General features: G+C 65.5%; 7 protein-coding genes. 2 read left to right on the top strand and 5 right to left on the bottom strand.

Going from position 1 to position 13,960, the window contains the following annotated elements; translation table 11 throughout:
- Both DQW85_RS36740 and DQW85_RS36735 read left to right on the top strand, forming a co-directional pair.
- On the top strand, positions 1-729 hold a 729-nt coding region (locus DQW85_RS36740), incomplete at its 5' end, for an SWIM zinc finger family protein (protein WP_205315680.1).
- The gene (locus DQW85_RS36735; protein WP_113704347.1) at positions 726-3,515 is read left to right on the top strand and encodes a DUF7824 domain-containing protein; all 2,790 of its coding nucleotides are present in this window, start codon (positions 726-728) and stop codon (positions 3,513-3,515) included. The genes DQW85_RS36740 and DQW85_RS36735, both read left to right, overlap by 4 nt.
- Before the next feature lie 912 nt (positions 3,516-4,427).
- Here DQW85_RS36735 and DQW85_RS36725 read toward each other — a convergent pair.
- The 5 genes from DQW85_RS36725 to DQW85_RS45090 form a co-directional block, all read right to left on the bottom strand.
- On the bottom strand, positions 4,428-5,288 hold the full coding sequence (locus tag DQW85_RS36725; protein WP_113704346.1) for a hypothetical protein: 861 nt from the start codon (positions 5,286-5,288) through the stop codon (positions 4,428-4,430).
- 80 nt (positions 5,289-5,368) lie between these two features.
- Positions 5,369-10,606, bottom strand: coding sequence for a LamG-like jellyroll fold domain-containing protein (locus DQW85_RS36720; RefSeq protein ID WP_162795674.1), 5,238 nt, complete (start codon positions 10,604-10,606; stop codon positions 5,369-5,371).
- Positions 10,607-10,829: 223 nt separating this feature from the next.
- The gene (locus DQW85_RS36715; RefSeq protein WP_338043441.1) at positions 10,830-11,147 is read right to left on the bottom strand and encodes a uracil-DNA glycosylase family protein; all 318 of its coding nucleotides are present in this window, start codon (positions 11,145-11,147) and stop codon (positions 10,830-10,832) included.
- Positions 11,148-11,347: 200 nt separating this feature from the next.
- A complete protein-coding gene (locus DQW85_RS45095; protein ID WP_162795673.1) occupies positions 11,348-11,554 on the bottom strand; it encodes a hypothetical protein in 207 nt (68 codons plus the stop codon).
- A 90-nt stretch (positions 11,555-11,644) separates the two neighbouring features.
- Positions 11,645-13,960, bottom strand: a 2,316-nt coding sequence (locus tag DQW85_RS45090) for a LamG-like jellyroll fold domain-containing protein (RefSeq protein ID WP_205315679.1), incomplete at its 5' end; no start/stop codon positions are given.

The raw sequence follows: 13,960 nt of genomic DNA, 5'->3' as shown, positions 1-13,960 counted from the left end.
CGCCGCGCCGGCGCCACGGTGTGGGTCTCGCCCGCCGGCCGCGACCTGCGGGTGCACGACGAGCACCGTCCCGGCGCCGTCTGTCTGGCGGGCGCGGGCCGGGTCGCGACGCTCCTGCCGCTGCTGCGTTTCGTCAAGGCCCTGCGCGTGTACGGCCCGGCGTCCGGCTCCACCGCGGGCGCCTGGGAGCTCGACCTGCCCGGTATGCGTTACACGCTGGTCGTCTCACCCGCGCCGTCGCGTGGGTTCTCCGGCGAGGGCGCGGTCCTGGACCATCTGGCCACCGACGAGGCGGCGGGCGACGCCGACGTGCTGGCCCCGCTGCTCGCCTTCGAGCCGGCCATCGAGATCGGCTCGCTCGCCGACCGCTCCGGCCTGTCGCCTGCCCGGGTGCGGGCGGCGCTGACCCAGCTCGGCACCGCCGGTCAGGTCGGTTACGACCTCTACGAGGCCACCCATTTCCACCGCGAGCTGCCCTACGACCGCGACCAGGTCGCCGAGCTCAACCCGCGGCTGACGGCCGCCCGTGCGCTCGTCGCCGCCGGATCGGTACGCGTCGACGGCCCTGTCGCCGAGGTGCGCACCGAAGGCGGCGTGCGGCGGGTCGGCATCGCCGACGGCACGTGCACGTGCGAGTGGTGGTTCGACCATCGCGGCTCGCGCGGACCGTGCAAGCACGTGCTCGCGGCCCGCATCGCCGCCCGCGTCGCGGTGGAAGCGAGCGCGTGAACACCTGGGAGAGCGTGCGCAAGGTCATCACCCGCTGCGACGCGGGCGAGGTGACCGAGATGGTCGTGGGGCTGGACGATGAGCAGCGCCGCGAGGTGGCCCGCGAGTTGCCCGGCCACATCGGCCTGGCCAGGAAGGCCGCGGAGATGCTCTACGAGCGGCGGCAGCGGGAGGCCCACGAAGCTCAGGAACGGGACAGGAAGGAGTTCGTCCGCGCCGCGATGGCCGGCGGGGCGAACCCCGAGCGCGCCGCCGAGATGTGGTGGATGGGCGGCCACAACCACCACGAGTACTGGGTGGACTGGCGCGAGCGCGAGAAGTGGATCGAGCCGATGCGGATCGCCGGCGCCGGCACGCTCGGCGGGCCGGCCGCCGTCGCCACCTGGCTCTACCGGCGCGACTTCACCCGCTGGCAGGCCACCGACATCGACCCGCTGCTGCGGGTGATCGCCGCTCGGCCGCCCGAGTGGCAGGCCGACCTCGCTGTCCGGCTGGCCCTGCGCCTGCGCGGTACCAGGACCCAGGCCCGCGACGACAGCGTGCCGCTGGCTCTGGCGCTGCTCCGCCGTACCGAGGCGATTCCTCCCGAGCACGAGCCGCTCGTGGCCGCGTGGGTCTCCACCCCGCCCGACCTGGGGCGCGACCCGCTGGCCGGGCACCTCCTCCCCAAGATCTTCGATGCCGAGGGCGTGGGCAGGGCGCTGCGCGACGACCGTCTCGAAGCACCCGAGTGGGCCGCCGAGCAGAGCTCCTGGCTGCGCGCGCTGCGCGACCACGTCGCGACCGGCAAGGTCGACCGCGAGATGCTCGTCGACGGCTGCGTCCGCCGGTTCCTGCGCGGCGGCAGCGCCGCCGACCTGCGCTTCTTCGTCCGCCTGCACGACCTGCTCGACCCCGCTCCCAGCCGGGAGCGCTCGCGCGACTACCTGCGGCTGCTGCCCACCGCGCCGGGCCCGGTGGCCGAGCTGGCGCTGAAACAGTTGCGCGGCACGGGCGGCCTGAGCGGCGAGGAGGTCAACGAGGCGCTGGCAGCGCTGCTGTTCCGCGCCGAGGGCAAGCTCGTGCGCGCCGGGCTGAGCTGGCTGGACCAGACTGCCCGCGAGGAAGGGGGCGATCTCGACCACCTGGCGCCCGCGCTCGCCTCGGCGTTCCTGTGCGATTCCGTCGACGTGCAGGAGCGCACGGTACGGCTGGCCGTCAAGCACGCCTCCCGGTTCACGCCGATAGGGGCCGAGGCGGTGCGCGAGGCGGCGGGCCTCCTGCCCCCTGACCTCGCCGCGCGGCTGTCGCAGGTGTACGGCGGAGCCGCCCCCGAACCGGTGGAGGACGATTTCCAGCCCGCCCCACTGCCCGCGTTCGATGTGCCCGCCCGCGAGCCGTTCCCCGGAACCGGCGACTCGCGCGGCGTCCTCGGCTTCGAACGCTGGCTGGACGCCTTCGTCCGCGACCCGTCGGCAGTCAAGCCACCGGGCGTGGCAAGCGACCTGTACGGTCGGCGCCACTGGCCCGAGCTCAGCCAGTGGAAGCAGGCGATGTGGCGGGAGGCGGCCCATCCCGGCCAGGAGCCGCCCATCCCCGAGCCTGAGCGACCCCACGTCCACGCGCATCACTCGGTCAGCGTGCGCACCACGGAGGGCGACTTCAGCGACGCCTTCGGCCGCCTGCCCGCCGACGTCCGCGCGAACATCGTGGCAAGCCTCGGCGAGGGCGGCGCCCCGCTGGGCAATCTCGAGAACGTCGATGAAGGGCCGCCGCTCCCAGGGGAGATCCTCGACATCTCGCTGTTCTCGACCGGCAACTGGGGGCCTGCCGTCACGAGGCGCGACGAGCGACGCGACCGGCTACCGCGCCGGCACTCCGTCTCCGTGCCGCACTGGGTCCTGCTGTCGCGCTATGCCGAGATCCTGGCTGCGTTGAAGGCCGGGACGCTGCCGCCGTACCTGCTGGCCACCCCGACGCTGACCTCGGGCCACCTCGACCCCGCCGAGCTCGTCACCCGGTTGGAGGGCTACGAGCGGGCGGGAGTCCGGGCCCTGCCCGCCGACCTGCAGCAGGCTCTGTTGCGCCTGCCGCACGAGGTGGATCACGAGGTGATCGCCCGCGCTGGGCGGTTGGGGTCCGAAGCGGGCGCCACCCTGGCGCGATGGCTGAAGAACCGTCCTGAGCCTGTCGTCCGCGTCGAGTGGCGCGGCTATGAGCTGCGCGCCCGCGTCCAGCTGGAGCCAACCGGGCTGGACCTGGTGGACGCCCTGCTGTCCGACCTGGCCGACTCCCGTCACGGCGAGTCCATGGCGTATTGGAGGCTCGTGCTGCCCTCTGACCGGGACGTGGTGGCCGCACACATGGTCCCGCACCTGCTCAACACCTGGGAACGGCCCAGCGCCTTCCCTGAGTTCGTGGCCGGGCTGTTCCCCCAGGACGGGCCGGCGGGCGACGGCCTGGCGGCGCTGTTGGGCGTGCTGCTGGCCGAGCGCACTTGGCAGCACTCGCCGGAGCGCGGTCAGGAGCTGCTGCTGCGCGCGGCCGCGGCGGGCAGCCTGCCCGCCGCGGAGTGCGGCCGCCAGCTCGGCCTGGCCCTGCGCACGTCGGAGTTCAAGCTGAGCCACGTGCGCGCGTCCCTGGAGGAGTGCGCCAGGCAGGGCGCGCACCGGGAGGTCTGGAAGATCATGACCGGCCTGCTGGCCGCCTACCTTCCCGGCCAGGGCGAGCGGACGCATAGCGGCCACACCCAGGCGCCCGGTCGCCGCCGGACCGTGCCCGTTCGCGTGTTACAGGTTCAGTCGTGAGGTTGGATCGGTTCCGTGGTTCGTACCCGTCAGCGCGTTCCTCAAAGGGCGTAGGTGAACCGTCGGCGTTGCTGCCGTGGTGGCGCTTGAGTGCGTCCCCAAACCCAGAGTTTGACCTGGTGTCCCGTCGGCGATGCGCAGACCTCCGTATACCCAGGTCTTTTCGGCGCCACGGGCGTAGTCCAGCGGCGCTTTGATCCGGCGCCCGTCGGGCGACCAGCCGGACGCGGGTGGGAAGGCCCCGGGACCACGGGGCCGAGCTCATCAGCGCAGACCACTACCGCGCCGGACAGCGGGCGCGCATAGAGGTCCACGATCCGGGTTCTTTTACCGCGAATTCAGGGTCTTTGCTGGTGGTCCAGGATCGGGGCGGCGCCATCTCACCCCCTCTTTCAGCAAAATTCTACGGCCGCCTCCGACGCCACGCGGCCAGCCATCCACTTCCCGGCGTTGACCGGTTATAGGACGCCACGCTTCGGCAACGCAATGTCCGCAGGTCACCGGGCCGGGGAAGGCCTCCCCAGTTCCCGCCGCCACCCTCGATACGTTCCACGCCTATACGCCGGGGAGCCCTGCGCTTCCAGTCCACCTGCGCGTCCATGGCCTTCGCTTGGATTCGGGCGCTCAGCTCCCCCGTTCCCGATCTCGCGCCCGGGACCTCTAACGACGCCGCAGGCTTCGCTTCATGCTACGGACCGCATCGTTGCTCCCCCGCGAAAGGGCCTTTGACGCTGGGCTTCGACCCCGCCCGTTCCCACACGAAACCGCCAGCCTGCTACCGGGCCTCCTGGCAGCTACCCGGACCGGACTCCCACCGGCAATCGACCACGAGCTTACAAACAGACGATCACCCACTACGTCACGGCTTCATCTCCACCCGGCTGGGAGCACGAAAGATCGAGACAAGTAACGCTACCACGCAAAGGACCTTGTGGCGTCAATGATGTAAACCGATTTGACCCGCGGATCTTTCGCCAACCCTTTGAGTGGGCCGGGGAGGTTCTGCAGCGTAAAGCCGTAGATGAGCCCCTTGTCAGCAACCACGCGAAGCCGGGACAGAGTGAGACCGTATTTTGCAAGCATCGGCGTGTCCTGCGAGGTCAGCTGGGACACCCACTTCCTGAACTCGGAGGTTATCGGCTGCGCCTTGTCGCGGCCTGAGCACGCGTCGAATCCCCTGAAAGTACAGAAGGTCGTTTCTTCCCATACAAGGGATTTTCCGTCAATTGCTGGTGAGAGGATCATCGACTGCGGGCTCGCCCACAGGGCGAGCACCTGCTTTTCGGGGAGTGGCTGGGCAAGAACCACCAGCGCAAGGGCTGAAAGTTTGCCTGGCGCGCGATGGAGAAGCTTGGACGAGTCGCCGATCTCGTCTGTTGCATCACCTTGGCCGCCAGCTCCTACTGCACGCAGTATCTCCGAGTATCGCCATGAACGGAGGTCCGGGTTCTGAATCTCTCCGGACGGCAGCATTTTGATCTTGTCGCCCCACCGCGGTGGGTTGGGGCCCGCGACCCTAGGGCTGATCTCAACAGTGATGGACGGGCTGGAGCAGTCCATCGCGCCGCTCGTCATTGCGGTGTTCACGTCATAGTCCCCCGACGTCGCCATGAAGGCATTGAGCGCCACCAGCCGGAACCGTTCGCATTGAGTAGCAAATTTCGTCTGAGGTAGGGCGGCAGGTTTCGCCTGGGAGGCGACGCCGAAGTAGATCACGATGATTAAGCCGAATGCGCCGACGGCGAGTGTGACAAGCCTCAGTTTGCGAATCATTTTGTCATCCGTCCGGACATGAAAAGGAAACGACGAGGGGGCTGGGTTGCACCCCCTCGCCAGGTTGACCGATTCAGACTCTAGCGTTCCAGAATTTTTTCAGCGATTTTTCCCCCTCGCTTGTATTCGGGAATGCTGAAGCTTCCGTGCGGGTTACCCAGTGCGGCAGGCATAGTCTTTTTGACCTTACCTTCCAGGTCGATCGCTACGTGATCTTCCTGCGCGTAACCCAACTTGTTCATATGCACGATCGTGAGGTTCGCTGTGGTGTGATGGCGGTACCACTTCTGACCACACTCGTTATCGCAGATGGAGTCGATCCAGTTGGCTCCGGCATCCACCTTCGGGAACCTATTCTTGCCCAGCGTCCGCGAGTAGCTGCGGCACTGCCAGACGTCTTTCGTTGTGAACGTGTCGGTCCAGCTTCCGAAGCTATCAGTCCCGAGCGTGAGGCCGATTGCCGTGGTCTTGTCGGTCGTTGAAGCCTGGACGCACACGGTACCCGATACCGTTAGACTCATGTGGCTGACCAGCCATTTGGCGTACGCGCTATCCCACTGACTTTTTTTAGACGGGTAGACCTGCAGAGAGCTATTTACGTCTTTGAGCTTCCACGTATTGACCCATTCGCTGTACGATTTGGGCTGCTCCCACCAGGAATTGCTCTGGGCATAGGTGAACCAGTACTTGCCGGGTCGGATCTGCTTCTTCTTATGGTCGAGTTCCCGACCGAGATTACCTATCCAGTTCACCCATTCGAAGCGCCCCGCCGGGTAACCGGCACTGCCACCTGCTCCTGGGGGCGCCGCGTGGTCTGTCGAATCTTCAACCCAATCGATGGGCACCTGGATGATAGTCATGTTGCCGCAGCGGTCGAAGGCGTGAACGTCGATCGTGGCTTCGCTCGGCTCCACCTCGCCCGATGCCGTCCTCATGCCACTCGTTGACGAGGGCTCGGTCCACGTGCGCTTGATCTTTGCCATAACCTGTACGGTTCCGTTAGGCATGGCCAGTACGATCGGGTCTGTCACTTCAACCGTTGATCCGGTCCTGGTCTTACCAGTGGAAGCCAGTTCGTCACGCTGGCTGATAAGCGCCTCGTTGAGGAGCGACAGCTTGGCCGTGCTGGGAGTGAGTGCAGTAACACCCGGGGCATCCCAGATCGTGTCCGCCCTGCCTTCCAGAACCGCATCCTGCGCCTGGTAGTAGGCCTTGATCAGGTCGACATACGCCTGCGTCGCAGTCCCACCCGCGGCCTTCGCGGCAGGCGGCTGCTCCCCATCCAAGAAGGGGATGCACGGCGTGCCGGGAGGAGGTGGCGGGGGAGCAGCCTTGGGCGTGACCGTTGCAGACTCCCAATCGCTGGTTCCGTATGCCGACCGGGCACGTACGTTAACCGTGAAGGCCTGCCCATTCGTCAGCCCTGTGATGCCCACATACGGATCCTTGACATCCAGCGTTTTGACGACGGTGCCGCTAGGGTCGGCCACCTCGACATCGTAGCCGTCGAGAAGGGCGACGCTACCAGTCCGCTCGGGGATACCCCAGCTGGCCAGGGCGCTCGCATCTCCGGGCTGGGCGTTCAATTTGAGCACCTTGCTGGGCGGTCCAGCTGGAAGGTAGGTGAGCGCCAGCGACGGCTGCTCAGCTGCCGCTGAGTCGCCGAAGCTGATCACCTCATCCTTGTTGGACGTGAACAGCAACCACCGGTACTCATTGCCTGCTACATCGGCCTGCGGCCGATTGATGGGGAGGGAGTATGGGGTGGCGTCCGGGTCGGCGTCGCCTGCCAGCTCCGATCCCTTTGACTCGGCCTTGACTGGGCTCTTTAGCGGTGTGACTGTAATGGTCGCGTCTGTCGGGCAGTCGCCCGTTGGGCAGATTGGGGTACCGAGCTTAAGGACGGCCTCCGTAACGCCTGCGCCGTCGGGCAGTTCATCGAGCTTGAATCCGACCACAGCGGCGGTCTTGTCGGTGCCTGTACCTCCAATCTGCATAGTTGTCGAATCGGTCAGCGTACACGGGCCGCCGTTGCAGGCTGTGGGGTTTGTTTTTGCGGTCTTGATGACGAAGCTGTCCTTACCCAGCGTCAAGTTCCTGACGTTCTCCACCGGGGGCGGCGGGGGTGTGCCGGGCGTGGTGAACGAGAGCGGGGCGGTCTTGGAGGTGCAAACCTCCTCCAGTGCGCCGGTACCGTTTTCGCTCATACTGCCTGACTGGCCGCTGGGGGTAGAGGTAGTAGAAGACGCACCGCTGTCCCCTGAACCCCCGATAAGGCTGTCGCGGAGGAAGCTCCACGTGTAGGGCAGCAGGGTATTGCCGGCGGAGTCTTTGGCGGAGGTCACCGTCACCGTGTAGGTGTAGGGCGACACGAACGCGTCACTCGGGGTCCACGTCAAGACGGTGTTCGTGCTGTCCATGCTGATCGTGCCCGAGGGAACATGATCAGGCTGACCAGAACGCACGCCCTTGACCGCAAGTTGAGCACCGGTGATCGGTTCGCTGAAGGTGACGCTCAGAGGTTTGCTGGTCAGCATCCTGCCGCCGTTAGCGGGCACAGTCTGACTGACTGCGGGTGGTGTCGAATCACCGCTAGGGGTGGGCGTCGGGGTTGGTGTTGGGGTCGGCTCGGGATCCGTCCCACCGCTTTGCTGGCCGACGGCGCAGGCCACCATCTGCCACTTGTAAGCAGTGCCTGGTTGCACAGTGTTGGCGGGGATCTGCAGCGAGGCGCGCTGGCCGCCGTTGACCGTGCGGCTGCCCAGTGGTGCCGAGCCGACCGGGGCGCCGGTGTTGTCGTACAGGTAGTACTTGGCGGTGACCGGACCGCCGGAGGGTCGGTTGACCATGCCGGACAGGATCGGCTGGGCCGGGTCGGCCATGCCGGTCTCGGCGTCGGTGGGCAGCGTGGGGGCGTCGGAGGTGATCCGGTAGGCCGGGCTCTCGTTGCACGAGGGCGGGTTGACGCCGGCGCGGCATGCCTTGACGACGAACTTGAAGCTGGCCGGGTTGTCCAGGGTGAAGACCTTGTCGAGCACCTGGCCGGAGGGAATGTTGTTGTGGGTGGTGGTGCCGGGTACACCGACCAGGGCGCGGATCTCGTTGCCGGTCAGGGCGCGCTGGTAGACGTGGACGTCGTCGACTGATCCGTTGAGGTTGCCGGCCAGGGCGCGGGCGCGGCCGATCTCGAAGGCGCCTTGGGCCTTCCAGGCCACGCCGTGGTCGCGTTCGCCGACCAGCACGCCGTCGACGTACAGGCGGATCTTCCCGGCCGTCTTGTCGTACTGGGCGGCCAGATGCGTCCACTCGCCGATCTTGGCCAGGTCCTTGGACATGACCGCCGTCTCACGGATGCGGTCGGGGACGTCCTCTCGGATCATGGACAGCTCCCACCGCTGGTCATACTCGGGAGCGGTCGACGTGTGGTAGGCAAGCGTGAAGCCGGGCTGGTTGACGCCCATCTGGTCCAGCACGTTCTGGTCGGTGGTGCTGCTGTCCAGCCGTACCCAGGCGGTGGCGGTGAAGCTCTGGTCGGTGTTGATGGCCGGCTTGGCGGTGGCGGCGTGCCCGCCGGTGAACTTCACCACCTGGCCGAGCTGGCCCGGGATGCGGGTGTAGGCGCCGGTCAAGGTGGCGGGAACGTTCTTACCGGAGGAGTCGGCGGCGCTGGCGCCCGAAGTCTCATCCAACTTCCACAGCGCGGCCTCGCCTGCGGGCAGTTCGGTGGCCGGCGGGGCCATGGTGGAGTCGTTGACGGCCACGGTGTAGTTCAGCGGCGTCGCCTCGGGCACGCTGGACTTGTAGGTCACCTTGACGTTGGTGCTGCGCGCGATGGCGTCGTTGCCGTGCATCGAGTCGATGGACTCGGCGGTGACGGTGGGGAGCTCCGGCGGCAGCACCCAGTCCACGCTCAGCTTGGGCGGCGTGCCCCCGGTGAACATCTGCGGCCAGAACTGGAAGTCCTCGCCGTAGTTCTGCGCGACCGGAGTCTCGGCGGCCAGCCGCAACACCAGCCCGTGGTTGGCGGTACCGGTGGCCCACAGCCTGGTCATCGTGGTCAGGTCCCAGCTCCACACCGCACCCGCCGTCCCCGGAAGGGAACACGGGTCGATGGAGGAGCGACCCTCCTCGGTACTGGCCGGCTGATTACCCCAGAAGGTGTCATCGGCCACCCACGCCTCGGTGACGCGTTGGGCGATGATCCCCTGAAACTCGCTGCAATTGATGACATCGCTGCGCAACTGCATCTGCATGGTCGCTTTGACCACCTGCCGGCCGCCGATCGGGGCGGTGTCGAACGCCATCAGCGTCCGCCCGATCTGCTCCTCAAAAGCGCACGTCGTGCCGGTGCAGTGCTTCCAGTGCGAGCGGCTGACGGTGCCCGGCGAGCGCTGGGAGTTGGGCGACCTGATGCCCACCTCCTTGCTCACCCCCAGCGTGGTGGTGGGATCGACCGTGACCGGGTACTTGGTGGCCGGGTCGGCCAGCCAGCCGGCGTCCGGCTTGAGCACCAGCACCGTCGCCCCGTCCTCGGTCTCAACCTCGCTGTCGATGCTGGCCTGGCGGCCGGGATGCTCGGCGGTCGGCATGCCGGCTGAGGCGTCCCACATCAGCGGCTCGGGCGCCGAGGCCACCTCCTTGCCCTTGCCCTTGCCGGTGGCCGTCGACAGCGACAGCCCGCCGGACTTGGTCTCGGTCAGCTTGAGCCCCCTGGCCTGCACCGGGGTCCGGAACTCCACCGGCCCGCTCGGCCGCTCACGCAACACGATGTCGTGCCGGAAACCGGTCGGCAACGCCGTGACGACCAGATCCGCCGACGGGCCCGCGGCCCCCACATACGTCGCCACGTTTCCCTTGACCTGCGGGCGCGGCAACGCCGTCGGCCACGACAGCCCGAACGAGCGGTCCCGGTCTAGCGTCATGGTCACAAACGGCCCCGCCCCGCCGGCCGAGACCCGCACGTGAGCCTTGGCCAGCCTGGGCCGCAGCACACCGCCCTGCTCCACCAGGGACGGGTCCATCCACGCCCACGAGCCGTCGCCCTGCCTGAGCTGCGCCGGACGACTATAGGAGTCGGTGCTCAGATGCCCGTCCGGATACGCCCACGTACGCGAGCTCTCCGAGAAGGCCGCCTCCACCGCGACCGGCTTGTTCTGCTTCCGCGCCTCTGCTACCGCCGCGCGCAGTGGCGCATCGGGATCGTCCGGCCGGGGAAAGGTCGTCACCGCTGGCCCGGCCGTGCCGGCCTTGGCACCGTGCGGACCCGGATCGGCCGCCGCCTGCGGGATGGAGACCGCGACCAGCAGCGATGCTGCCACCGTGAGCACCGTTGCCGCCGCCACCCCCCCGCCCGGGGCGTTGTCTACGTTGAGATGGTCTGCCTAACTCGTTCACAAACACCTTCAATCTCGGTGAGGACGGATTGACGGCCTTGATCATCGAGCGGCGGACAACTCAAGACAATATGACAAAGATCACTGGATATTCGAACGCAATATCGGTAACGAGCTGGAGCTCCAGAACGATAGCAAGCTTTCTTTGCTATTCCTGGGCACGCGGCCGGACCTGCTCGCGCAGCCTGGACAGCTCCTCGGCGATGCCCGCAAGCGTCCAGTGGGCGTTCAGGCCGCTCGGATTCGGGAGCACCCAGACCGGCGCCCCGCCCACCAGATCCGCCTGCGGCCCGACGACCGCTTTCGGCCGGGCGAAGGCGGTGCGGTAGGCCGACACTCCAAGCACCGCCAGGACCTTCGGCCGCACCTCCGCCACCAACCCTGCGAGCCGTCGACCGCCCCCCACCAGCTCCTCCCGGGTGAGCCCCGACGCCTTGGCGCTCGGGCGGGCCACGACGTTGGTCAATAGTGCTGAACAACCCATCGGCACCGGCTCCCCAAGGCGTGTAGACGCTCGATCACACGTTGCCAGGACCGGGCGTTTGACACCGAGCACAGAAAAGCCGGATCAAACTGATCCGGAGTTCATACGGCGGTCGAGATCTCGATCGCACAGGAAAAGGCGCAGGCAAGCCGATCGGGCCGTCGGCCAGAGAATGGAAAAGCTTAGCGTTGATGCGATGCAGTCATTTCGGCGATTGCAACCACAACCGCCGTGAGGAGAAGCGAAAGCACAACTATGGCGAGCAGAATGGAAAAGGTGATTGCGTTGTTCGGCCCAGCCACTTCCAGCATAATCGCACACCCACCGACCGCGAGTGCGATCCAGCCGCAAATGAGAGGAAGAATGTAGAGCTTGCGATTAGAGTTCATTGAGACATTCCATTCTACGCTTTTGCGCACACCAAGGGCCGAAACTTCCGGCCCTTGGTGTGCGCCCTATATCAGGTGGACCAGTCTACGCTACAGGTCAGTCCATGCCCACTGCCAGGCGGGATTGATAGCAATGGTCTGCGGTTTACTTTGCTTGCATTCCTCGATTTTCGTTGCCCCCTTTTTGCATTTTCCTAGGATTGATATTGACGCAGACACAGATTGCCTGATCTTCGAGAACCCCACACAGAGAATGTCTTGGCAGGTCGCTTTAAAGGTGACCGGCGGTGCCGCCGGATAGATTATTTCACGTGCGCCCGGGTGCGCCGTAAACGCCGCACTTGCCGTGGTGTCTTCTCCCTCGCTCGGACTCATCCCTGGAGGCCACGAAATGGAGGGATTCCATCCTATCTTCTTCAGGCTGATTGTCGTTGTTAAAGATAGGTTGAGGTTTCTTAACTGGAGTTTCTGGAGCTTAGTCTTTCCGTAGGAGGACTCCGGTCTAACCCATGAGTATGCGTTGGTCATTCCGTCGAGGGGATCCGCATCCTGTGACATCCAAGCATGCCACCGAAGGTCACCTCCCGCCTCAAAGCGCAGGCCTTTGATTCGATAGTCCCAACCGAATAGGTTCAGCCAGCATACTCCTCCGTTGCAGCGGTGCGTAAAATTGTTTCCGACTGGTCCTGATGGGCCAGCAGCTCCTCCTGCATTAGGGCTGCTACTGAAATCGGTCGGATCCTGATTCGTCTCGATCGGCACCTCTATGACCGTCATGTTGCCGCATCTATCGAAGACATGCACCAGAATCGTAGGTTCACTAGGTTCTACTTGGCCGGAGGTGCGCGCCGCCGTATGGTGTGGTGTGGCTGCGGCTGGAGGACCCTCCTCAGTCCATGAGCGTTTGATACCGGCTGTGACTTTCACGATCCCACCAGAGCTCGCCTCAACAACTGGGGTTTCCAGAGTGGTACTGGAATTGGCGCGAGACTCGCCGGCTTCCTCCAGGGATGCCTTGTATTCGACCAGCCACGTGTTGAGCAACGAGAGCTTTGCCGTACTGGGTGCTCTGGGTGTCACGCCCTGCGTGTCCCAAACAGTTTGTGCCTTACCTTCCAGCACCGCGTCTTGCGCTTGGTAGTACTTCCGAACCCTATCGATGTACGCCTGGGCTCCAGACTCTTCCGACTTCGTACGTGCAGTCGAGGCGGAGTCCAGGAATGGAATACAGGCATCCGACCCGTTAGGGGGTGGTGGAACAGCCTTGGGTGTGACCGATGCTGATTCCCACTCCCCGACACCGAAGGCTGTCTTTGCCCTCACTCTTACAGTATATGCAGTTCCGTTAGAGATGTCGGAGATTGCAGCATACGGCTCTCTAACCTCAAAGTTCTTTAGCTTGTCGCCTCCACTGTTTACCAGTTCGATGTCGTAGCCGTCCAGAAGGGCGACGCTGCCGTTGGTCTCTGGGATACCCCAACTGGCGATTGCGCTTCCGTCTCCTGGGGCAACTGCCAGGTTGAGTACTTTCGACGGTGGTCCTGCGGGAATATAACGTAGCACCAGCGATGGCTGTTGCGCTGCGGTCACCTCACCGAAAGTAACGATATCGTTCTTGTTAGAAGTTAGTATTACCCACTGGTATTCACTTCCAGCTATGTCGGCGTGCGGAGCGGTCACGGGCAACTCGAAGCGAATATCACCCCGAATATCTCCCGCCAGTTCTGAACCCTTCGATTCATCAGTCACTAGGCTCTTAAGCGGAGTGACTGTAATAGTCGTATCTGTCGGACAGTTGCCTGGTGCGCATGTTGGGGTACCGAGCGTAAGAAGGGCCTCTGTAACGCCTGCGCCGTCGGGCAGTTCATCGAGCTTGAATCCGATGACAGCCGCGGTCTTGTCGGTGCCTGTACCTCCGATCTGCATGGTTGTCGAGTCGGTCACCGTACACGGGCCGCCGTTGCAGGCTGTGGGGTTGGTTCTTGCGGTCTTGATGACGAAGCTGTCCTTGCCCAGCGTCAGATGCCGGACATCCTCCACCGGGTCCGGTGGAGGTGTGCCGGGGGTGGTGAAGGAGACCGGGGCGGTCTTGGACGTGCAAACTTCGGTGCCGGAACCGCCCGAGGAGGTCGCCACCGTCCCTGCGGGCGACTGCGGGCCTGCGGGTGAGATCGTTCCGCCGAGTGGGGTGTTCATGTCGGTGGTGATTTCGGTGGGGGTTTGGGCGCGGTTGTAGATGCGGACGTCGTCGATGGTGCCTTTGAAGTGTTCGCCGTAGATGGTGTTGCCGCCGAGGTGGAGGGCGCCGCTGTCGTCGGGCAGGGTGCCGGTGAAGGGTTTTTCGCCTATTTGGGTGCCGTTGAGGTGGAGGCGGGCTTTGGTGCCGTCGTAGGTGATGGCGAGGTG

This window comes from Nonomuraea lactucae (assembly GCF_003313395.1).
GTDB classification, from domain to species: domain Bacteria; phylum Actinomycetota; class Actinomycetes; order Streptosporangiales; family Streptosporangiaceae; genus Nonomuraea; species Nonomuraea lactucae.
The sequence above is the reverse complement of the archived record's forward strand: the minus strand, read 5'-3'. Positions and strand labels throughout refer to the sequence as shown.

What these genes read in the sequence shown, in the direction of transcription:
- DQW85_RS36725 (WP_113704346.1), bottom strand. Translation starts at nt 5,288, where the DNA reads ATGATTCGCAAACTGAGGCTTGTCACACTCGCCGTCGGCGCATTCGGC.
- DQW85_RS45095 (WP_162795673.1), bottom strand. Translation starts at nt 11,554, where the DNA reads ATGAACTCTAATCGCAAGCTCTACATTCTTCCTCTCATTTGCGGCTGG.